Source organism: Hahella sp. HN01 (assembly GCF_018986435.1).
Lineage (GTDB): Bacteria > Pseudomonadota > Gammaproteobacteria > Pseudomonadales > Oleiphilaceae > Hahella.
Genome location: NZ_JAHMIN010000021.1, coordinates 84,402 through 107,608, shown reverse-complemented (window position 1 = coordinate 107,608; position 23,207 = coordinate 84,402). Strand labels below are relative to the sequence as shown.

At 52.8% G+C, this 23,207-nt stretch carries 11 protein-coding genes and 2 pseudogenes; 7 read left to right on the top strand and 6 right to left on the bottom strand.

The window, feature by feature from the left end:
• The first annotated feature begins 50 nt into the window (after nucleotides 1-50).
• From KP814_RS20000 to KP814_RS19990, 3 genes are all read left to right on the top strand, one after another.
• Nucleotides 51-4,259 carry an Eco57I restriction-modification methylase domain-containing protein gene (locus tag KP814_RS20000; RefSeq protein WP_216738426.1) on the top strand — a complete coding sequence of 1,403 codons (4,209 nt, stop codon included), beginning with the start codon at nucleotides 51-53 and terminating at the stop codon, nucleotides 4,257-4,259.
• Nucleotides 4,260-4,597: 338 nt separating this feature from the next.
• Nucleotides 4,598-4,999, top strand: coding sequence for a hypothetical protein (locus tag KP814_RS19995; protein WP_216738425.1), 402 nt, complete (start codon nucleotides 4,598-4,600; stop codon nucleotides 4,997-4,999).
• Nucleotides 5,000-5,218: 219 nt separating this feature from the next.
• On the top strand, nucleotides 5,219-5,479 hold the full coding sequence (locus KP814_RS19990; RefSeq protein WP_127970216.1) for a SymE family type I addiction module toxin: 261 nt from the start codon (nucleotides 5,219-5,221) through the stop codon (nucleotides 5,477-5,479).
• Between the two features lie 241 nt (nucleotides 5,480-5,720).
• On the opposite strand, the gene KP814_RS19985 is transcribed toward KP814_RS19990, so the two are convergent.
• Nucleotides 5,721-5,993, bottom strand: a complete 273-nt coding sequence (locus tag KP814_RS19985) for a hypothetical protein (RefSeq protein WP_216738424.1) — start codon at nucleotides 5,991-5,993, stop codon at nucleotides 5,721-5,723.
• 554 nt (nucleotides 5,994-6,547) lie between these two features.
• Here KP814_RS19985 and KP814_RS19980 point away from each other — a divergent pair.
• Together KP814_RS19980 and KP814_RS19975 are read left to right on the top strand one after the other, a co-directional pair.
• A complete protein-coding gene (locus tag KP814_RS19980; RefSeq protein ID WP_216738423.1) occupies nucleotides 6,548-7,042 on the top strand; it encodes a hypothetical protein in 495 nt (164 codons plus the stop codon).
• A complete protein-coding gene (locus KP814_RS19975) occupies nucleotides 7,039-7,377 on the top strand; it encodes a hypothetical protein (RefSeq protein ID WP_216738422.1) in 339 nt (112 codons plus the stop codon). Before KP814_RS19980 ends, KP814_RS19975 begins: the two co-directional genes overlap by 4 nt.
• Before the next feature lie 338 nt (nucleotides 7,378-7,715).
• Here the strand turns inward: KP814_RS19975 and KP814_RS19970 are convergent.
• Nucleotides 7,716-7,879, bottom strand: a pseudogene (locus KP814_RS19970) (ATP-binding protein); the annotation flags it as partial.
• A gap of 155 nt (nucleotides 7,880-8,034) precedes the next feature.
• Here KP814_RS19970 and KP814_RS19965 point away from each other — a divergent pair.
• Nucleotides 8,035-10,053 carry a hypothetical protein gene (locus KP814_RS19965; protein ID WP_216738421.1) on the top strand — a complete coding sequence of 673 codons (2,019 nt, stop codon included), beginning with the start codon at nucleotides 8,035-8,037 and terminating at the stop codon, nucleotides 10,051-10,053.
• Nucleotides 10,054-10,388: 335 nt separating this feature from the next.
• On the opposite strand, the pseudogene KP814_RS19960 reads toward KP814_RS19965, so the two are convergent.
• From KP814_RS19960 to KP814_RS19950, 3 genes and pseudogenes are all read right to left on the bottom strand, one after another.
• A pseudogene (locus tag KP814_RS19960) lies at nucleotides 10,389-10,877 on the bottom strand (AAA family ATPase); the annotation flags it as partial.
• Nucleotides 10,878-11,034: 157 nt separating this feature from the next.
• Nucleotides 11,035-11,649, bottom strand: coding sequence for a suppressor of fused domain protein (locus KP814_RS19955; protein ID WP_216738419.1), 615 nt, complete (start codon nucleotides 11,647-11,649; stop codon nucleotides 11,035-11,037).
• Nucleotides 11,650-11,773: 124 nt separating this feature from the next.
• Nucleotides 11,774-12,829, bottom strand: coding sequence for a dienelactone hydrolase (locus tag KP814_RS19950; RefSeq protein ID WP_253938497.1), 1,056 nt, complete (start codon nucleotides 12,827-12,829; stop codon nucleotides 11,774-11,776).
• 331 nt (nucleotides 12,830-13,160) lie between these two features.
• Between KP814_RS19950 and KP814_RS19945 the strand changes: the two genes are divergently transcribed.
• Nucleotides 13,161-13,736, top strand: a complete 576-nt coding sequence (locus tag KP814_RS19945; protein WP_216738418.1) for a hypothetical protein — start codon at nucleotides 13,161-13,163, stop codon at nucleotides 13,734-13,736.
• A gap of 640 nt (nucleotides 13,737-14,376) precedes the next feature.
• Here KP814_RS19945 and KP814_RS19940 read toward each other — a convergent pair.
• On the bottom strand, nucleotides 14,377-23,022 hold the full coding sequence (locus KP814_RS19940; protein WP_371824073.1) for an amino acid adenylation domain-containing protein: 8,646 nt from the start codon (nucleotides 23,020-23,022) through the stop codon (nucleotides 14,377-14,379).
• Nucleotides 23,023-23,207: the final 185 nt, after the last annotated feature.

Sequence of the window (23,207 nt, the reverse complement as noted above, 5' to 3'; positions counted from 1 at the left end):
CTCAAGTTATCTGAAGTCGACTTCGGTCAATCGCAGTAGGAGGGATGAACATGGCGTTAAAAAGGCAGATCGAGCAGCCCTTTGAATCAACACATGTCATTGGCGGGTTATTGAGTACGGAGCTTTTAACCCGCTTGCGAGAGACCGGACGCAACGCACTGCCAGGGCGATCCGAGGCGGAATACGGCATTCCCAAAGGCCTGAAGTTCAATGAAGAACTGGGGCGCTATTGGCGTATTGCACAATCCTTGTGGCAGAACTATCGGGAACTGGCCCAGCGTCAGGATTACGCTGATCACGAAAGCCAGAAAAGGTTAGCCCTTGAAGAATGGTTGCTTCCCCTGCTGCAGCACGTCTTCTGCTATCGCCCGGAGCCAACCGACCCGATAACCATTGGAGAACGTTATTTCCCCATCACTCATTTCGCTAACGAGCACACCCTTCCCTTTGTGTTATGCGGTGCGGACCAGGACCTGGATAAATCCGATGCGGAGTTTGGCCAAAAAGACAAAAAAGGCGATAAGAAGCGTTCCCCGACTGCCTTGGCGCAGGAGTACCTGAATGCAGAAGAGCAATGCCTGTGGGCGATCGTGGCCAATGGGCTCTATCTTCGCTTACTGCGCGATAATCCAGCGATCACCCGCCCTGCATATATCGAAGTCGACTTTGCCCGCATATTCGAAGAAGAAGACTATGCAGAGTTCACTATCGTCTGGCTTTTGCTGCACCAGTCTCGCACCAGACCACTGACATCAAAAAATGTCTCCGTTCTTTCCGTGGAGCGTTGCTGGTTGGAGAAGTGGCGCGAGAAAGGCAAAGAAGAAGGTGAAAGGGCGAAAGAGTCTCTTCGCTATGGCGTGGAGCATGCCATGGAGTCTCTGGGAACGGGCTTTCTATCCCATCCCAAAAATCAACGTTTACGTGATCTATTCACCAACGGGGAACTGGACGAAAAAGGCTTCCATAATCAGATTCAACGCCTGGCGTATCGGTTTCTGTTTCTGCTGGTTGCGGAAGACAGAGACATCGCCCTGTTGCCGCAGTTTTATCAACAACAGGACTACCGAGGCGCCCGGGAGCTGTATCAAAAATGGTACAGCGTGAGCCATTTCAGGAAACAAGCGCGCCTGCGCTCATGCCGGGACTCATACGGCGATGCATGGCGGCAACTGTTGGTCACTTTCAAAGGCTTTGCCGTGGGGCAACCTCTGCTGGCGCAGCCTGCGCTGGGCGGTATTTTCGCGCTCGATCAGTGTCCTGACTTGGACCAGTGCGAGCTTGAAAACAAATACCTGCACGAAGCGTTATTCAATCTTTGCTTTTTTGTACAAAACGACGTGTTACGGCCGGTTAATTACCGGGATATTAATACCACCGAATTTGGTTCTGTTTATGAATCTCTGTTAGAGCTGACACCGCAGATTAAGGTGAATGGCGCCTGGCGGTATGGTTTTATTAACGACCCTAACACACGTAAGTCATTGGGAACCTACTACACACCAGACAGTCTGGTGCAAGAACTGATCAAGTCCGCTCTTAATCCTGTCATTGAAAACCGTTTAAAAGAAAGTCCAGAAAATCCAAAAACGGCAATCCTCAAGATCACAGTGTGCGACCCTGCATGCGGCTCCGGCCACTGTCTCATTTCGGCTGCTCAACGTTTAGCCTCCGAGTTGGTTCGTTTGGATTCAAACCTGACCTATCGCCAAGCCATGCGCGAAGTTGTGCAAAAATGTATCTATGGTGTGGATATTAACAATATGGCGATCGAACTTTGCAAAATCGCCCTATGGTTGGAATCGGTGGAGCCTGGCAAACCCTTAAGTTTCCTTGATACTCACATCAAGTGCGGCAATTCACTGGTAGGTATTCATGATCCCACACTGATAGTAAATGGGATACCTGACGACGCTTTCAAAGCGCTGACTGGCGATGACAAAGGTATCTGTTCGGACTTGCGCAAAGCGAATAAAAAAACAGGAAAGAAAATTGCGCTATCGCTCAGAACTATTGTTCAGGCTTTTCATGAAATCGAAGGACTGCATGAGAGAACACTGGAAGAAGTATCGGCTAAACAACGGGCTTATGACGCGTTCAAAGAGAGACAGGAGTATTGCCAAGAGCGACTGAAGGAGGATGCCTTCACTGCCGCCTTCTTCGCCCCCAAAACAAGGCAAACCAAAAACACCGTTCCTACCAATGACATCCTGCATTTACTTGCCCACGGTGAAAGCGTTTCTGACGAAACCGTGCAATCAATACGCAAACTGGCGAAACAGCATAAGTTTTTCCATTGGCCTCTAAAGTTTCCTCACATCTTTGAGAGCAAAGAGGATGGCGAATGTGGTTTTGACGTGATGCTGGGAAATGTACCTTGGGAGCGCATCAAACTTCAGGAGAAAGAATTCTTTGCGGCGAGAAATGAGGATATCGCCAACGCACCCAATACCGCTGCGCGCGCTCGTTTAATTAATGCATTATCAGAGAGCGCCTCCCCAGCTGATCAACGGTTGTATCAGGAATTTCAGGTAGCCAAACGGGATGCGGAGGGCTCCAGCGCCTTTATTCGTCTGTCTGGAAGATACCCATTAACCGGCCGCGGTGATGTTAACCTCTATGCGGCCTTTGCAGAACACAATGCAAAATCAATCAGGTCAGGTGGTCGAGTTGGATTTATTTGTCCAACGGGAATAGTAACCGATGATTCAACCAAGCACTTTTTCTCATGGCTGAATAAAGACCACCGTTTGTTTAGCGTTTTTGACTTTGAAAATCGGGAAAAAATATTTGCTGACGTAGACTCTCGTATGAAGTTCTGTCTACTTACTATTGGAAAGGATATTCCGCAAGCTACGCTGGCTTTCTATCTCACTCAAACCACACAGCTTGCCGACGGAAACCGAAGCTTCTCATTGGATAGCAAGGATTTCGCTTTAATAAACCCAAACACAAATACTTGCCCGGTATTTCGCTCCAATAAAGACGCGGAGCTAACTAAGAAGATTTATTCAAATGCACCGATCCTGATTAAGGAAGCGAGGGCTAATTCTCCAGAGATAAACCCTTGGGGAATAAAGTTCCAGGCCATGTTCCATATGTCGGCTGATAGCGGTTTATTCATTGACTGTATGCACAGAAATGAAAACGGCGACGCTCCTCTTCTCCCCCTCTACGAAGCCAAAATGGTCCACCACTACGACCACCGCTGGGCAACCTATGAGATAGACGGCGAGACAAGTCGCGACTGCGCCCTCGCGGAAAAACAAAACCCCAACTACCACAACCTGCCCCGTTACTGGGTAGCGGAAAATGAAGTCACACTCCGCACAACCCGAGCGCCAAAAGCCGTCCTGGATGCGATTAAAAAGCAAGACACAGAAAAGCTGGATCACACTCTCAGACTATGGGCTGCGGGCTCATACATGGAAACCCATCCAGAAGGAACAGACAGAATATTTGTTAGAGATATTCTACAAAGCACAGTGTCCAGTGGTGATGAAGATTTGGTTTCCGACACGTTTGAGCCATCAATAAATGCCGCCCGCCAGTTAGCGAATGAGTCTATATTGAACGATCAGGAAGTTGACCACCTCGTCGCCAATCTGAACCGCTCACAAGACCCGTTTGCATACATCTGGCCACTGCTGGAAGCCCGCCGGCCAAAATACCTGCTGGGTTGGCGAGATATTACAAATGCTACGAATGAGCGCACTGTGATTGCCGGAGTGATTCCGTTGAGTGCCGTGGGAGATACATTTTTGCTGATGTATCCAGAAGTTGATGATAAACAGAAGATTGCTTGTCTACTGGCTGATCAAACCTCTCTACCCCATGATTTCATAGCCAGGCAAAAAATTGGCGGCACTCATCTCAAATACAATATGAAAAAGCAGATCGTGACTCTGCCGCCAGATCGATATGATAGAGATGATATCGGCTACATAAGGCCCCGTGTATTAGAACTCGTTTATACAGCATACGACCTAAAGCCGTTCGCTGAAGACCTCGGTTACAACGGCCCTCCTTTCAAATTCGACCCAGAACGCCGCCACCTCCTCAAAAGCGAACTGGACGCCTACTACGCCAAACTCTACGGCCTAACCCGCGACGAACTACGCTACATCCTCGACCCGGCAGACGTCATGGGCGAAGACTACCCCTCCGAAACATTTCGGGTACTGAAAAAGAATGAGATGAAAGCGTTTGGCGAATACCGCACCCGGCGGTTGGTGTTGGAGGCTTGGGATCGGTTGGGATAGACCAAGGAAACTGAATCGCTCGCATATTTTATAGGAGGAAAAGCAATGTCCAGGGTTCCTACATACAAAACGCTCTTATGGATTTACAACAATAGCCCCGAAGAAGTCAGATCACATTTCGACCACATACGACGAAGTGTATAACGTGGCGAAATTCAGACCCTTTGGCGATATGCGCGGGTTCAGAGGCAGAGCCGATTCATTAGATATTAATACGACAAAATGGCTTATGCGCGGCCTGGGGTTTGGCGTCAGGGCCTAGCTGAAAATACCTTCATAATAATAAACACTTGGGCGGCTACTCAAAAGAAATCATCACTATTGAGAGGAGCCAAGCTATGCCGATGCATAAGAAACATTGGTTAAAGTGCAGCCATTGTGGAGAAAATGTCACCAGGGACTCTTTCGCCATCGCACGTCATTTCAAAATGAGACATAACATTAACCTGTCGGAAGGTGAAGCCTATCGGTTAGGCTCTTCTAAACCCGTTATCCTGATGGATCAAAATATAAAGCTTCGACCTGCGGAAAATGTTTGCCATCATGATAAGCCACGTAAAAAACGTCGTTCCCGAGGCCGTAGCATGGCTTCAAAGAAGCCAAAGCTCTCTAATCCCCCGAAAAACTATATCCAGAAAAGAAAACAGAAAATTGAAGCCACTCATAAGATATCTGGATATAACCGTAAGAAGGTTAAGTTGGTGCAAGGTGGCTCACCGGGTCTTGGTAAAAATGCTTAATATCAATATTAATGATTAGGCATATACATCACAAAAACTGTTGATTTAACCAGCATTCCAGTTAATGATAGGAGGGTATTTCCCACGTTAGAAACCGACCGTTTCCCAAGGAAAATATAACTAAATATCTCGATTTAAATATCTAAATTGAAGCGCTACCCCTGAGTGCTCGCAACACCCAGAGGCAGCTAACCACAAAAGACTACGTAGGAGTCAATCATGGCTAAGCCGCATGATAAGCCAGAGCGTCGCTCGGCTAAAGGAAAATCTGCCCTTCCCCACCAGCGCCGTCTCAAGGTCCGCAAGGGTTATTACGATTATCACCTCTCCTCCAGCCGTTATGATTATGGCGGTTTCAAACCCGTTCCCTGGATGTTGATTAAGGGTTATTGGCTGGAGCAAGCCGGGTTTGGGGTGGACACGGAAGTTGAAGTCAGCGTCAGTGAGGGCAGGATCGTTTTCACCGCAGGGGCTGGTTAGTGGTTTTGGATTAGCGCTCTGGGAAGCCCTTCGACAGGCTCAGGGCGAACGGTGGATGGAGTGGCGCGTTTGAGTCTTGGCTCGCGCGCCTTTTGCTTTTCAGGCTCCAAGCTTGCTGCAGGTGTGTTAGCGATTTATTCGTGCTGAGGCTCAATTACTGTGACGTTAAAGCCCTCTTCAGGAGAAGGCTCGACAAAATATTTGGTTATTTGCACAAACAACAACCTATAAGGCTATTAATTTATCGAGTAGTGTGAGGGTAATTAAGCTTTCTGCTCTTATCACTATTGTGAACCAAGCGAGGCTTTCTCTCCTCGGGACGATACTCTTCGATTTCGTCAGGAAACGCTTCAGCATCACTGGAATTTAAAGGCTTTTCTCCGCCGAATATAACACCGCTTTCATCGAAATCAGCAGGACCGTGTTTGAACATATCATCAACAACGGATTGAGTCTCTTGGCGCACCCATTCGTCGAATTCTTTCGTTCCAGGTTTCGGAAGTTCATTACTCATGACAATTTCCTATAGCAATAGTCTCCTCTCTCATTGTAAGAGAACCCAAACAGGTAATTAAGGTAATAGTTTCAGACGACTTCATTGATAGGTTTCATCCAGAAAGTCGAGCCAGAGCTTATCACCGGTCCATGTTAGTCTTCCTAATGATTGCCCTCGCACCACCTCTAAACGGGCCCTTTGGATTAGATAAAACTCACGGTTTTTAACCATTACCAAAATGGTTAGAATCTCCCGACCTGTAGTAACATTCTCTTACCTCAGCCCCTAATATGGACTTTAGACTATGTCGACTTATAAAAGCCTATCCCACATGTCGACGAAATCAAAATACCCAAAAATTAGCGCAGAGATCCTACCCACCAATGGAAGACGAGCCTCAAGTGCTTTCTGGATCTCCAGATTCATTTTTTTAAAGTCCGATTCAGAACTCTTCCCAGTTGAACTAGAAGAGTATAAACCGGTGGAGAAAAAACTCCGCTTGGTAAAGAAGCAAGCCCACCACACTAACGGGCTAATAATGTACAGCACAAGAAAAGGAGGACTGCTCTAATATGTCAACCCGACTAAAGAAAGGTCAATTCACGACCATTGGGCCTGATGAGATTTGGAAAATATATAATAACCTGCATGGAATATTTAGAGGTGGCGGCAACTCAAAGTCTCCAAAATTGGTTCGCGCAGATGGTCCAAGAAGGAAAGATTTGGACGTGCGTATTGACCCAGATTCAGGGCTAGAGATGGTGTACCCAAACCCAATCAAGGGGCTCTCTTTTGCTGATAGCGTTGATACGCTGGCCAGAAAGTCGTTAGAGGGGCATGTCTGGTTGCTTCCAAAGGGAAGTAAAATTCCTAAGAATTTGGTGTTCAATATTAAGGACAAAGACCACCCTCTGCTAAACGTTTCTAAGCCAATGTCCGTTCTAGAGCTCACAGCGTTACTTACCGAGCTAGCGGATTTAATGGTGGCCTGCGATGTTAAAATCGATAGAAGCGGGAGGATAATAGAGGGGTATCCTGGCGCACTATTAAAGGTGGAAAATGCATGATTAAACGTGAAGTATTGATGCCAATTGAGCTTATAGAAGATATTGCTCGAATTGTGCACGAGGAAGGTTATGTTGCTTTAAAAGACGCATTTCCTGGCCTTGATACTAAGCCACCAATATTTCTTAGCGACGAGGAAGCTGAGGCGCTAATTGATTTGGCGGTTATTGAAAAGAAGAAAGCTAGGCTTATGTTCCCGTACTATGATGATGAGCACCCGCTCTTCAATGAGGAGCATGAAAAAGGGTTCGATGACATACAAATGGGAATATATGAGAAAACCATATATTACGTCGAATCCGCTTTTAAAAAGGGTCGATTCGATCATCTGATTTGATAGACATTAAACTGTAGAAGTTCAGATCTGATCTGACAGTAACCGTTTTCTTAGGAGGTGTCTGTCAGGTCAGATCTGAACTTCTACAATTAATAACATCTTTCAGACTATATATGCTCATGATATTCGAGAATTTAGCGCCCGACTAAGCCGCCACCGGTAGTTGGCTTGAGTTATTTGCCTATATTTGAAATGTGTTTACTAGCAAGCTCTGAAACCCCATCAAAGGACAAGTGCGCAAACCGCTGAAGGTTGCCACCCATTCCACGTGAAGCCTGCCACCCGGAGCGGAGCTAGGCTGCCACCCATCGGAGCGTAGCGACGCGGGGTTTCTCTTCTTACTCCGAAGTCTCGGCGCCCGTCAACTTTGCCTGCTGTTTTCGCATGGACTCGACCCTGAGATTGATCTTGTAGGCGTTGTGAACCAGACAATCCAGAAGGCATCTGCGAGGGTCGCGTCACCGATCAGTCCGTGCCATTCCTCAATGGGTAATTGGCTAGTGTAGTTAGCACGCCCTATCTAAGTGTTTGCTTTCCACAGTCAGAAAGCCCAAGTCCAAAACAGATCCAAAAAGCTGACACGTCCCTTTAATCAGGGCAGACACAAGGAATAAGTTTTGTGTAGAATCCGCCCGCCGAATTAGGGATGTAAAGTAAATGAAACTCAACGCCGTTCCAGTGCTGGAAACAACCTTTGAATCGCTTAAAGCTTCAAAAGACGCCTATTTTTATGAAGCGGTCTTTTACATAGCCGAAGACTATACCGACAACTATCTTTTTAGCCCTGCAGACTTACCGATTCAACTATATGGGACCATGCTCTTTGGTATGGCTAGTGAAGGGTTTAAAGGCGCGTATACCTGTTACACGCCATACAATGGATCAACCCTCAATATCAAGCATCTCATCAGGTTCATCGAATATATAGACGAGCCTGAGTTGCTCGCGGCTTTAAAGCACTGTGAAAGAAAGTTAGAGCAATTTAATCAGAGTGATATCGCGTCACATGACCGCGCCATAATTGATAATAAAAAAATTGAGGACGCCATCCACGCTATCGTCTGGGACAATAAGGTGTGCGAATTAATTTGCAGTGAACGTCTATCTCAGAAGGTACAGGAACTGTTTTGGAAAAATCCGCCTCTATTTATCAGTAGCCAGCAACAACTTAACGATTGGCTGATCGAACAGATAGATGCTATCCCCAATTACTGGGAGCGTATTAAAAGCAGCGGCTCCATTTTTACGGAAGTTAAAGAACTTCTCCATGCGGCCAACGAACGCTATATGAGTTACAGCTCAATCTACTACAGCGATGGACCATTTAGACTATTAAAGGTTCAAACGACCAAAGGGATGCGCTTTGTGGCATGTTACAAGGATGCGTTGGAGCTGAGAGACCTTCAAACTGGCCAACAGCTTGCGTGGATAGACAAGCCTGAACTCCGGTCAAATGTGGATGCGCAGCACCGCATTTCATACGAAGAAGCCAAATTATGGCGCTACGATACGAAAGAAAACAGAGTCATATTGCCTCCCTCTATTCAAAAACAAGCAGCGCCCGGACAATCAGCAAAACCTGATACACCAAAGGGCTTTAAAGGCGACTCATTACAGTCCTACTATGAGCACCTTGAGAAAGACCAGGAATTTATGGAGCGTTTTGATAGCGACGGCGCGTTAGCTCGGCGTTACCTGTCGTTGCGCGGCGGAAAGACTATCCTGTTTGCAAACTTTGCCAGGCCGATAGATAGAGACCTGGAGGGAATGCTGGAAAAAAATCCCGACTTGACTTCCAATATTGAGGTTCAGGCGCTTCTATCTGAAGTTATCGAGATCATACAAGCTTACGCCAAGCGACGCGAAGGGGCTAAAGAAGACCTCACCGCAAAGGAGCTCCATGCGTTTTTGAAATTCTCCAACTACAAACACCATTTGGACAAGTTTGAGTGGTTTCTGTTTACCAATAAGAAGCAGCTCTCCCCTCCTAAGCAAGCTCCATTAACGAGAAAAGACAGGTTAAAGCAACACTATCGCTCTTGGTATGACCACGTACTGAATACACTCCTTCCCTTTCGAGTGTTTGGTATCGATAAATCGACACCAGCGCGGGAGTTTGCCGCCGATATCGCTGAACGTAAATTGATCGACAGAAGCTACTTGAGGATGATTGACGCAGCCATCAATGAGCTTGAACGTCAAAAACCAGGGAAGTCGCCAACTCTCGGTCAAGTGGGAGAGGTTTTCACTAACTCAAATCTTGATATCAGTGAAAAGCAATTCTACCAATCATTGCGCCCCATTCAGGCTATTAATGAAGTGCTTGCCGTGCTCCTTATTTCGATTATTGCGGCTATCCTTCTATGCCTATGGAGAATCCCACCCCTTTTGTGCTTAACGCAGGCTGCAATATTCACTGTCGTCGGCGTACTTATTATGCAATTGTACTTTGAAATTTGGCGACTATTCGGTAAGTTCGAGTTTGTACGAAAACATGCGAGCGACATACTATTCATTTGCATTCTCATATGCTTTTATCAAATCTCCAAGGCCGTCGATTTTGATCCTTACCTTAAACTTCATCTATCAGCAATGTCGTTAATTGGGTTTGGCGCTGTTGTTTCTCTCCAGATCACCGTCATTAAAAGGTTCCTACCAGGGAAATACCCTTTATAGCCGCTTTCATTGCCAGATAGATTGAAGCAAAGTTGATTATAGGGCCTGCAAGAGTGAGCAGGCCTATAGATCAACTATCGCCGTCCACCAGCGTCTAAGCAAATATGCTCCGCGACCTCTTCTTGAGCAATATCCGTAGCATGTTGTAAAAGCCCGGGTTTGGGGTGGACACGGAAGTTGAAGTCGGGATCGTTTTCACCGCAGGGGCTGGTTCGTGGTTTTGGATTAGCGCTCTGGGAGGCCCTTCGACAGGCTCAGGGCGAACGGTGGATGGAGTGGAGCCCATTTGTGGCCGAGTGAGTGCTGCGAGCCATAAGAGGGTGGGTCCGTTGCCGCTAATAGTTATGCTCAATAACTGTGACGTTAAAGCCCTCATCGGGAGAGGGTTCGACAAAATATTTGGTTATTTGCACAAACATTTCCTGAGTATCCGTTGCAGCTCGTTCCGGTTGCTCGATGCGCCTTCTAGCTATTTGATTCAGACAAATTTCGTTAGGCGCTTTTATGTATATTAGCTCGTGATCAGCGCCAATTTCGGTGAATATGCTTTTTAGCCAATCTCTTTGCCCGATTGTATTGGCAGGAAAATCCATCACGACATCCGAGCCCGTACTGAGCACATCTTGCACAAGCGATTTAATCAACGGCTTTATCATATTTGAATACTTTACATAGTCTTCAACACTACGAATTTGGGCGGGATATAGAGATTCAAGCCATATATCTTCCGAGAGCAGAACCGCCCCCCTCTCTTTTGCCAGTTCTTTGGATTTAGTCGTTTTACCGGCGCCCATTTTTCCACACAAAAGCACCAACATCTGGCTCTCCCTACTACTTAAATTTCTATATTTGCAATTGCAGCCGCATCACCAGAAGCATCCAGATGTGCGTGACATTTGAAAACCGCATATATACGTTTTTTCAGTTTAGAGACTTCGAGGACGAGACCTTGCACACAACAGTAGACCTGTACTGAGCAGGCTAAACTATGCTCATTCTTTTTACATCGATTAATGAGTTGTCGGAATGAGCTTCCCATTTGTCGAATTCTTCTATGCCGCTATTTTTTATAAGCTGGCGCTCTTTTTCTGTGATCGGAACCAGCCAAATTAAGTCAACAACCTGATCTCCAACTTTAAAGCTGGACATCTCCTCTGGTTCACCACGGGGCTCATCAAATAAAACAGCCTTCGTTGTCCATGAAGCTGGCGCCAAGGACGTTTCAGGAATTGTGTTTCCTACCTTAACTTCAACATCAGGGCGCAACGAATACGCCATAATATCAAGCAGATAGTTGACTACCTCTGTGGTTTCCTCTTTTTCCCATTCTGCTGGGAGAGATAGCAGAAACTCCCAGTTGGCCAAGCCCCCGCCTTCAAGCACCTGACCGGAAATCCCTATTGTCGCTAAACGGTATACGCCGTCTTCTTTCGAAGAAAACTCATAGACTTCAACGTCAACTTGACTGTTTTTATTCGAACACAATGTACGAGAGATGGGCTGCCCCCAATGAGAAATATAATCATGGAGGATGACAGTCCGTCTAATATCGTTAACTAATCTTCTTTCATCGTCGCCTAGCATCGTTTCAACCACCGCTACATGCGTCCTTTAACAGTATTCCCTTCCAGGGTGCGATTAAGTATGCCTTTTACTCCACTCGGGATCGAGGCTATGTCTCTATTACCAACCACGCTTGCCAATTCAAGGAAGCTCCCCGCTATTGCACCCCATGCAGCGCCCGTTCAAACGCACTCGAAACCAACTGAACCAGCTCCTCATGAATCGCAGGCCGTGAGCGCCCGCCACCGTCAGTGCATATGGGTTCTCCAATCTGTTCTTCTTCGGCGATGTCCGCCGCATGAGGTTTGCATTCGCCAAACAGGCTGTAGTGACTGGCGTCGCTGATCAGTGTGTAGGTGGCGTCAGGGATGGCCTTGGCTATGTCAGAAGCCAACGCTGTTTGCGGGATTTTTCCTGGTGGTCCCAGATTCACCAGTGCGACGGGGGTCGTTATGTCTTTGAAAGAGTCGCCTGCAATAACGTCTATGGGCACGGGGTCGATAGCCATTGCGAAGCGAATGCGTTGATCACGATAGTCACGGCCTGCTGGCTGAAGGTCAATTTTATGGAGATCCACGCCGCTTTGCCTTACCCACTCACATAGAGACACATTACGCTGGTCGGTATCACAGTATGACGCAAGTAGTTCAGGGTCGAGGCGTGCGCCCGCCATCAGCAAGGCCGCGCCGCCGCCCATGGAGAGCCCGAGAGCGCCCACCCTGTCGAAGCGCGAGTGTTCGCGGAAAAACGCATCCGTCTGCATCCCTTCAAGGGCGTCAGTCAGATCAACGGGCCGCAACCAGAGCTTCATCGTTTCTGCAGCCGATCTATTCGGCCCTGTGTTACCGGGATGAGTCGGCGCGACGACGATAAATCCCCGCTGCGCCAAAGACGTCGCCATCCAACTCATAGCCTGCGCACTTCCGCCCAGTCCTGCGCCATGGGAAAGCAGGATAAGCGGAAATTTTCCGGTAGCCATAGGTGCGTTAAGCGCGGCGGGAACACCAGAGAAAAAAATACTGTCACCCAGTAACACCGGCTCACCGCCCTCAGTCGCCGGATACCATACCGTCACATCAAGATCGCCAGCGCGCTGCTCCGACGCCACATTGAGATGCCGCACCCCCACATAATCCGCAGCCATCACAGCCCAGCCCGACGCCATACCCAACATTAGGATCAACCAGTAAATAAACCTGCCAAATATCGCCATTAGCCTCTCCATATTTGTGCTGTTTAGAGGGCTGCTGACGACAACCCCGAAGACGGCTATTTAAGCGAAAAAGCCCGTACGGTAAGACCTTGATCGCGTTTTAGGACGTGCTGCTGGAATAATTTCCCAGGGAGAATGTACTTTGAAAATACATGAAACCCACTCCCAGATGTGTGCCTCCTTGCATCAACCATCTTCTACATCACCGTAATTAAGTACATATAAAACATACTGTTAGCTATCAAATAGCTGACGTAAAAGTATACCGCATGGCCATTGACACCCTTTTCAACGGGAACCTAAACTCCCCAACTTTTTAATGAGTTGGTTCATGAACACTTTTTTCATCGACGACGACGGATATGAATTTCAACAGATTCTGCTAACACAATTTGATTTAAAGCAGCACGCGCCAGCGGACATATCCCGCCACGAGCTTTATCTCTTCTCAGATTCGAACCTGAAAATGTCTGGCTGGTGGAAACCTTTAGAAACTGCCTTTGAACCAGTTGAAGATTATCCTGATGGGGAGATACCTGATTTATCCAAATGGGTTGGCGCTTCAATAGTCCTTTCTCCAAGAGCGTTTGAGGCTTTAGGAAAGAAGCTTGAAAGGTGTGGTGAACTCCTTCCGTTGAAAATCGGTGGCTCGACTTATTATTTATTTAACTGTTTAACCGAAGGACGAATCGACGAGATTAACAGCAAACCCCATAAGTTAGGAGAGGAGCCCTCGGAACCTTTCACGGTAGCCTTCAATTCGGAGGACGTGAGGGACAAATTGGTATTCAAAACCAAGTATGACAACTGCTCAAGCCTTTATTGCACTGAAGAGCTTAAGCAGTTGGTTGAAAACCATGAGTTGACAGGCGTGAGCTTCATCAGCACGAATGAGGCTCAAGGCTAGCTAAGGCACGAAAGTGCCCAGAGGCTTCCACTTGCCAGTTTTCCGGTAAGGTGCGGGTGGCGACGAACATGTGAATGTCGCCGCTTCAGCATCCAGCAGGCCGAGGAATCACCAAACGCGCAATTTGGCGACAAGTCCATGGGCAGAGGGGGATCATTTTCACGGCTGAGAGTGGTTAGTGGGTTTGGGTTAGCGCTCTGGGAAGCCCTTCGACAAGCTCAGGCCGAACGGAGGAGTGGCGCGATGGCGCTTTGGTCTGCGCGCCCTATTCTTATTTTTGCTGAGCTTGTTGGCACCCCGATCAAAATTCAAGTCAAGTAGACATGGGGTTCAAACACGATATGCCCAATCTGAAATATGCCAGCTAATGGCTCAAAACCCTGATTATGTTTGAAGGCGTGTGCTTTTTTGGAACTATGTGCAGATGTATGCAGCACCCTCTCAAATTGAATAAGCTAGTTATCTCGATTTACGAAACGCCTGTTAGATGAGTTTCGGCATTGGTCATGTTGGAAGGCGCTGCGCTTTTCCAACCTACTTGAGATACGAGAGGATTTTTCCGCATTTTGTAAACGCTCCAAGATTCCCTCCATGGACCAGGGAAAGGCCCTGAGGCTTCCACCCCAAGGCCAGATCCAAATCAGCGTTCGCCACCTCCTTCACTCATTTCCGTCAGCAGTTTATTTAACAGCGGTCCCAGCGTTTTCAATGTCTCGGGGGAGACGATGTCTTCGTGGTTACAGTGAATGTCGTGACGGGTCATGGTGCGAATGTAGGGCTTCCAGCTGCCTTCCACTTGCCAGTTTTCCGGTAAGGTGCGGGTGGCGACGAACATGTGGATGTCGCCGTCATAGATCGGCGTTTGCGCAGTGGAGAGGAGTTTTACGGAGGCTTCGTAGTTGGCGACGATTTGTTTGAACATCACCGCCTTCTCCTTCTCAACGAAATCATCCGCCGCGGCTTCGGCGTCCAGCATGAACTGTTCCTTCTCCCGCTCGACTTCCGCATGCGCCTCTTCTTCCGTCGGGCCGCTCCAATCCTGGCCTTCCGGGGGATATGCATCCAGCAGGCCGAGGAAGGCGACATCTTCGCCAAGCATACGCAGCTTCGCAGCCAGGCCGTGAGCGATAGTGCCGCCCAGCGAATAACCGATCAGATGATAAGGGCCATGGGGTTGAATGCGTCGCAGCGTTTGCAGATGACGTTCACATACCGCATCGATATCGTCGCTGGTGGCGATTGCGCCTTGAGCGCCCGGCGACTGCAAGCCAATCAATGGAATATGCGCTGGCAGGTGACGCACCAGTCCGCTGTATTGCCAGGCGAATCCAGAGGCGGGATGCACGCAGAATAACGGGGCGCCGCGCCCGGCGCGCAGGTGCAAGACTTCGCCAAATCCAGCGTTGGCGGGATCGTTCATCGCGTTCTCATCAGCCAATAACGCCGCCAACTGGGCCACGGTTGGCGAGGTCATGATAGCGCCAACTGATATGGGCTGCGCCAAGCTCTTGCGTAGTTCCGCCGCCAGGTTCATCGCCAGGAGTGAGTGGCCTCCCAGAGCGAAAAAGTCATCATCGGCAGCGACTGTCGGCACATTCATAATACGCGCAAACACACTGGCGATCTGCGCCTCCAATCCCGGCCTGGGCGCCCTGCCCTGAGTCTCACTCTTCACTGTAGAAGGTTCCGGCAGGGCTTTGCGGTCCAGTTTGCCATTGGCGCTCAGCGGAAACTCGCGTACTGGCACGATGGCGACAGGGACCATATGGGCCGGCAGGGCTTCCGCTACTTGGCGGCGTATGGCGTCGGCGTCAATGTCGTCAGCATGAGGGATAACATAGCCGACGAGCTGGCGGTTATCCGCGCCCGCCATGGCGGCGTCGCCGTTGTTGATCACCCGGGCGTGAACGACCGCCCGTTTGATCTGCGGCAGGCTTCGCAGGGCGGACTCGATGTCACCCAGCTCGATACGCTGGCCGCGGATCTTGAGCTGATCGTCGCTTCGTCCCAGATACTCCACATCGCCATTCGGCAGCCAGCGAGCGACATCTCCGGTGCGATACATACGCGCGCCCTCGCCTGCAGCGTCAGCGACAAAACGCACGGCGGTGAGGTCTGGACGTCCCAGATAGCCATCCGCCAACTGCACGCCGCTCAGATACAGCTCTCCCGCCACGCCGACCGGCGCCGGACGCAGCAAGGGGTCCAGGATACGCAACTGCGTATTCCAGACGGGGCGTCCGATCGGCACGCTCAACCCCGTATTATCACGCTCTTTATCGAGCAGTCCGGACGCCTGTTTATAAGTGACGTCCACCGCCGCTTCCGTGGGCCCATAAAGGTTGTGCAATGGGGCGCGAATGTAGACGGAATACAAGTCCGCCAGTTCGCGGGAAAGCGCTTCGCCGCTGCAGAAAACACGACGTAATCCGCCACAGGGAACCTCCCCCTGACTGGCGATAGCCGCTGGCAGGCGGTTCACAAACGCCGCCAGCATGGATGGCACAAAATGCAGCGTCGTCACCTTGTGGCGCTCGATCAGCGCCAGCAGCTCATCCGGGTCGCGATGCGCCTCCGGCGGCGCCATATACAGCGACGCCCCCACCATATGCGCCCAGAAAAACTCCCACACCGACACGTCGAAACTACAGGGGGTTTTCTGCAGCACCACATCGTCGGATTGCAGGCCATACTCCGCCTGCATCCAGACCAGACGATTGACGATAGCCCGGTGCGACACCAACACGCCTTTGGGATTGCCGGTGGAGCCGGAGGTATAAATCAGATAGGCGGGATGATCCGGCGTCAGCCGCTGGGATAAGGCTGGTTGCGCTTCTGATTCATTTTCCATCCCACCTTCCTCAATCTCCGCGACTTCCGCCGTCAGCTGATCAAACAGCATCAGCTCCCCCATCGCGCGGAAACGGGATGCCTGATCCGAAGAAGTGATGATCAAACGCGGCGCGGCGTTGCGCACCATATAGGCCAGGCGCTCGTCGGGATAACCGGTATCCAGCGGCAGATAGGCCGCGCCGCTCTCCAGCACCGCAGTCAGCGCAATGCTCAGGCGCGCGCAGCGGGGCAAGGCAACAGCGACGATATCTCCTGTATTAACCCCCGCCCGACGCATTTTCTGCGCCAATGCCAGGGCCTGGGCGCGCATCTGCCGATAGCTCAGTCGCAGCGTTTCGTCTTCCAGCGCCACCGCGTTTGGCGTCCTGCGCGCTTGCTCCGCCAGTAACTCGCACAATGTGCTGTCGGCGACAACCGCGTCTGTGGCGTTGACGCTATCAATGAGACAGCGTTCGCTCTGGGTGCGCAGATCCATCCGGCTCCAGGGCGTCGCCGGGTGATAGGCGAATTGCTCCAGCACGCTCAGCAGCCGCTGCGCGATGTCCTCCGCCTGGGTCACCGGCTCACGATATTCGATAATCAATCGCAGGCTGTCTCCAGGCAGCACCATAATCGTCAGCGGATAATGGGTGTAGCCACGATTGCGAATATGGGTCAAGCCCGCGCCCAGATAATCCCGCTCGGTCAGCCCATCGTCATCGGGATAGTTCTCACTGACCAGCAGGGTATCGAACAAGGTCGACGTCCCCGCCAGCCGCTGAATATCCGCCAGTCCCAGACAGTCGTGCTCCAGCAACGCCACCTGTTGCGCCTGCAGCCCCTGCAATTGCGCCAGTAACGGCCGCTCAGGATCGAAGCGCATGCGCACCGGTATTGTGTTACTGAACAGCCCGACATGCTCCTCCAGTCCATCCACCGGACTGAAACGACCCGATACTGGCGCGCCGAACACCACATCATCGCGGCCGCTCAACACCGCCAGTACGGCGGCCCAGGCGCCTTGCATCAGGGTATTAAGGGTCAGCCCCTGTTCACGACAGCAGGTCTGCAGCGCCTGCTCCAACGCCTTCGGCAAAGTCAGCTCCAGCTCTTTCACCTGTGCTTGCGCGGACGCGCCTTCAAACAACAAGGTGGGACGGACATCCTTCAGCGCCTCGCGCCAGGCGGTGGCGGCGGCCTCCGTGTCTCTGGCGCAGAGGTCGCGCACCACCTGGGCGTAATCGGAATGCGTAGGAGTCAAGGTGTCCGCGCCATCGCCATAGGCGTGCAGAAAGTCTCGCAGCAAAATCGGCGTGGACCAGCCGTCCACCACCAAATGGTGCGCCGTTAAGAACAGGGTGTGACGGTTGTCGATATGGTTAATCAATCTGGCGTGCAACAGAGGTTGCGCCGGCGTCGCGGCGATATCGAAATCACGCGCCAGCTCTTCCTGCTCCAGACGCCACAGTTCCAACTCCAACGCCTCCCCGCGCAAGTCGCCCAGATAACATTGCGACCAGGGCCAACGGCGCTCGCCGTCGATCACCAGGGGAATCAATTGCAGCGGTTGCGTCGCAGTCTCGGCATCAAACGCCGCCGCCATTTGCGGATGACGACGCAACACCGCCTCCAGCGCATCCCGCATCCGCTCCACATCCAGAGTTCCACGAAAGTCCAGACGTGTGGTGGAGTTATACTTGCTGGCCGCCTCCCCCAATTGCGCATGGAATAACAGACCCTGCTGCAACGGCAACACAGGCAACGCCGCCGCAAGAGGACCGCAGCGATCACGCAACTCGGACAACATGGCTTCGTCCAGGCTGACCCCAGCGACCACCGTCTCCGCAGCAATCAAGGTATCCGCCGCCGCCCCGGGACGGTAGGCGGCGAAGTGTTCCAGCTCACGCAGGTTTTCCACGATGCGTTGATGCAGACGGGCGATCAGCCAGCGATCATACAAACCTTCCGCCCAGGTCCAGTTGATGGCCAGTCGGGGCTCGCCTCTGGCTTCATCCACGAAGATATTGATTTCCAGCCCGTACAGCATGGACAGGTCGCCATCGATGTCCACAGCGAAGGCGTCTTTGAAACGCTCACCGAGATGACGCGGCGTCCAGTAATCCTCACCGACATTGAAGCGCCCCAGATAATTGAACAACACCTGAGGACGGTGCTCGGCCTCCAGTTGCGCCAGCTCATCCCGACTCGTTTTGTCCAGATACCGCAACACGCCATAGCCCAGACCATGATCCGGGATTCGCCGCAAGCTGCGTTTCACCGCCCGCACCGGCTCCGCCGCGTCATACTGACCCGATATGACCGCCGTCAGATCGAATGTGACCGGATACTCCGCCGTCAGCCAGCCGATGGTGCGGGCGGGATCAACCTGCTCCTGCAGGATTTCACGCCCATGGGATTCCAGAGAAAAACGTACGCCGGAAGCCGCGCGCTCTTCACAAAACGCTTTCGCTACCACCGCCAGAAGAATCTCGTCAATCGACGCCCGATATGCGCCCGGCAACGATTGCAATAGCGCCCTGGTCAGCATCGCGTCCGCCAGGGTGCGCCAGTGTTGCGCCGCGCTGTAAGTATCCTTTGCTGGATCAAGAGGTCGTCGGGACAGCAACGGCAAATAGCCTTGCAACATTTCCCGCCACAGCGCCAGCTCCTGACGTCGCGCGGGAATCTCTTCATGCAAGGTCCGCGACCAATCGCGCAAAGAAGTTTCCTCAGCCGGGATGATCGCCGTAGCGCCGGCCGCGACTGCTTCACAGGCGGTTTCCAGCTCGCGCAGCAGCACCCGCCAGGACACGCCATCCACCACCAGGTGATGCAAGGTCAGCATTAACCAGACGCCGTTGTCTCTGTCGGCGATGCGCCAGGCGCGCATCATGACGCCGGCGGCGGGATTCAGCTCCGCCGCGGACGCCTCGAACAATTCATCCGTCAGTTTGCCGAAGGCCTCTGAGTCGGCCTCATGGGCCACCTCAACCCGAGTGAGTATTCGGCTGTCGAGGCCGGCGCTGATATCTTTTATCGCCAGCCCCTCTTCGCCGATATAGGCTCGTAATGCAGGATGAGCCCGTTGCAGCGCCTGCAGCGCCTCCCTTAAATGCGCCGGTTGTATCTGCGCCGGAATACGCAGCAGCACGCCTTGCGCAAATCGGCGCTCCCAGCCGTAATGCTCCGCAAACCAGCTCGGCGCCGGCAAGGCGCCTACCGGCCCCTGGATCAAACCGCTGGCGGTTCCGCTCTGTTTCTTGAGCGGCTGCATGGCTCTGCTCATACGCGCCGCGGTGCGCTGGGTGAACACCTCCTTCGGTCGCAACTGATAGCCGCTGCGCCGCAGTTCGGTCCCCAGGCTCATGGCGGAAATACTGTCGCCGCCCAGATTGAAAAAGTCGTCATCAACCGCCACCTGCTCCAGCCCCAACACTTGGGCGATGGCGGCGCAGACCCGTTTTTCCGCGTCAGTAACCGGCGCCTTTCCTCCCTGCCGCGATGGCGGACGAATCGTCGGCAGCGCCTGTTTGTCGATCTTGCCGTTTACCGTCAGCGGCCAGGCGGGCAGGACAGCCAGCGCGGAGGGCATCATGTAGTCCGGCAGCATTTCGGACAGCTGACGATAGAGTCGATCGCGCAGTTGTTCGTCATCGTGACGCAGGCCTTCATTAACGGTGCAATAGGCCGTCAGCCGATGACTGGCGCCCGCCGTCGCCGCGGTCACCACCGCCCCACTCACGCCCGGCAGCGCCTCCAGCGCATGCTCCACCTCACCCAGCTCCACACGGAAGCCGCGCACTTTCACTTGTCGATCGCTGCGGCCGACGAACTCCAGCTGTCCGTCTGGAGTCCAGCGCACCAGATCCCCGGTGCGATACATCAAGTCGCCTTCCCCTTCCGGATTCGCCACGAAGCGCGCCGCTGTCATGCCAGGGCGCGCCAGATAGCCCCGCGCCAATCCTGCGCCAGCGACATAGAGCTCGCCGGTCACACCCTGCGGGGCGTCGCGCAGTTCCGGGTCCAGCACATAAATGCGGGTATTGGCCACCGGGCGTCCGATCACCGGCTGGTCCGCCGCGGCGACGCCGGCGCCCAGGGCGTCCACCGTATACTCAGTGGGGCCATAGAAGTTGTGCACATGCAATTTCGGATACTGTTTCACCCTGCGCCACAACGCGGGCGGGGCGGCTTCACTGCCGATCAGCACCAGACTGGGATGAGGCGCTCCGTCCTGCATCAGTCCGCAATCCAGCATCTGCTGCAGCATGGAAGGCGGCACGTCAAAGGCGTCGATACCTCGGCTGTGGGCCAATTCCACCAGCGCCTGAGCGTCCCGTCGCTGCTCTTCCGTGCAGATATGCAGTTCCTGCCCCAGCAGCAGCCAGATCAACTGCTCCCAGGACGCGTCGAAGGAAAATGAGGCGCTGTGCGCCGCCCGCAGGCGACGTCCCTGCAATTGCGCCATGGCGGGGCCGTAGAGCGTGGCCTGATGGGACAGCAATAAGTTGAGCAGACTGCCGTGGGTCACCATCACGCCCTTGGGCGCGCCGGTGGAGCCGGAGGTATAGATAACATACGCCAGATGACCGCTGCGTAACGGCTCGGCGCGCTCTTCATCGCGAATCGTAGCGCCGGACCTCGCGTTGATGCGTTGTTGCAACGCTGAGTCGTCCAGTACAACACAAAGGATAGAAGTCTTCAGGGCGTGCTGGGCCAAGACGCCGTGCGTCACCGCCAGTTTCGGCTGGGCGTCTTCGAGCATCAGCGCCAGACGCTCAGGAGGATAATCCAGGTCCAGCGGCAGATACGCCGCGCCCGCCGACAGCACCGCGAGAATTGACACCACATAGTCCACGCCCCGGGGCAAGGCGATCGCCGCCAGATCGTCCGGAGCCAATCCCTGGGCGATCAGTTCACGGCCGAGGCGGTTAACGCGGGCGGAAAGTTCGGCGAAAGTCAGACACGCATCGCCGCAGCGCAGCGCTATTTCCTGTTCGAACGGACCGGCGCAGGCGTGAAATATATCCAGAATGGTTTGCGCCTGGGCGGGCGCATCCACACGGGGTCCGGTGGACCAGTTGCGCAGGCGCGCCAGTTCTCCCGGACCCAATAAAGGAAGCTGCTCAATCGACTCCTGAGGATGACGCAACGCGTATTCCAGAAAATGCGCCAGTCGCTCGCAATGCAGGCGCAGTTCCTGATCCGCATAGCGTTCCGGGTTGGCGGTAAGCTCGATCACCAATGCGTTCTGCTCCAGCCACAAGCCAAACTCCAGATCCTCCACCGGACCGGCCGCCAGCACCTGAGTGACGCCGGGCACGCCGTCCAGATCGAGTCCCTGATCATATATTTTCAGATTAATCGTGGCGGCGTACAGGCCTCGGCCGGAGCCCACCACGCCCACATCTCTTTGTAATTGCTCGGCGTCGTAACGCTGACGACGGCGAATCCGCGCCAGTTCAGAGGTCAGGCGGCGCGCCAGGCTGACGATATCCGGCGCGCCCTCCATATCCAGCTGCACCGGCAATATATTCACCACCGGACCGGTGGCGTTGAGGGCGACCGATCCCATACGTCGCATGAACGGCATGCCCACGACAATTCGCTTTTGGCCGGTCATTCGACGTAGATAGGCGAAAACCCCTGCCATGGCGATTTCATTGGGGTTCAGACGTGTTTCGGCGGGTATGTCGAAGCGTTGCAACGGCAGACGCAGTCTGCGTTTCAGGGTATTGGCGTTGGCGAATCCGCCCGCCTTTTGACGCTCTCCCGCCGCCAGCGACACCGGGTCCGCCAAAGTCGCGGCGTAATCCCACCAGAAGGCGCGGTCCTGAGCATAGGCGTCGGACGCCTGATAGCTTTGATACTCCTGCACGACCTTTGCGAAGGAAGTGTGACGGCTCTTTTCCGGCGCGCGGCCTTTGCGCAGGGCGTTGTAGATATCGGCGATGCGGCGAGTGATGGCGGCGAAGCTGTAGCCGTCCACGCTCACATGATGGTAGCGCTGATACCAGAACCAGCGCTCCGCCCCGACTCTAATCAGCATATGCCGATACAGCGGCTGATCCTCTTCGCCGCGCCAGGGCGTACCCAGGTCGTCGTACATAATCACGCCCGCCTGTCGTTTGGGATCTTGCTCCGCAGTCAGGTCCAGCAGGTCCGGAACGTCCACGTCATCGACACAGCGACTCATCGGCAGGCGCTGCAGAACGCCGTTGTCGTCTTCAATAAAACGGGCGTGGGGAGTATCCGTCTCCGCCAGCCCCATGCGTATCGCACGCTGCAACAGAGGCGCGTCCAGCGCCCCTTGTAAATCCACATAATGAGCCACTACGTAGCTGTTGCGCCCTACCGCAATCTGATCGGCGAGCCATATGCCCATTTGGGTTCCAATCAGAGGAAGTTCCACCTCCTCTGGAGCCAGAGAGTTCTTACCTGAAGTTTCTAACACAATGCCTTCCCTCTTGTCGGCCGGATAAATTCGAATCGGGAGTGTTGGGACAGACGCGCTCAGGCGTCGTTATTAACATGGCAAGGGTATTGACGTGTTAATAAGCGGGCGCATGAATGCGCCGGCGCGGCGATAAGCCGCGGGAGACAGGGCCTGACCCAGGCAGGACCTGCCGTTTGCGTACA

Coding starts and splice junctions, on each gene's coding strand:
- KP814_RS20000 (WP_216738426.1), top strand. CDS start 51: ATGGCGTTAAAAAGGCAGATCGAGCAGCCCTTTGAATCAACACATGTC.
- KP814_RS19995 (WP_216738425.1), top strand. CDS start 4,598: ATGCCGATGCATAAGAAACATTGGTTAAAGTGCAGCCATTGTGGAGAA.
- KP814_RS19990 (WP_127970216.1), top strand. CDS start 5,219: ATGGCTAAGCCGCATGATAAGCCAGAGCGTCGCTCGGCTAAAGGAAAA.
- KP814_RS19985 (WP_216738424.1), bottom strand. CDS start 5,993: ATGAGTAATGAACTTCCGAAACCTGGAACGAAAGAATTCGACGAATGG.
- KP814_RS19980 (WP_216738423.1), top strand. CDS start 6,548: ATGTCAACCCGACTAAAGAAAGGTCAATTCACGACCATTGGGCCTGAT.
- KP814_RS19975 (WP_216738422.1), top strand. CDS start 7,039: ATGATTAAACGTGAAGTATTGATGCCAATTGAGCTTATAGAAGATATT.
- KP814_RS19965 (WP_216738421.1), top strand. CDS start 8,035: ATGAAACTCAACGCCGTTCCAGTGCTGGAAACAACCTTTGAATCGCTT.
- KP814_RS19950 (WP_253938497.1), bottom strand. CDS start 12,829: ATGGCGATATTTGGCAGGTTTATTTACTGGTTGATCCTAATGTTGGGT.
- KP814_RS19945 (WP_216738418.1), top strand. CDS start 13,161: ATGAACACTTTTTTCATCGACGACGACGGATATGAATTTCAACAGATT.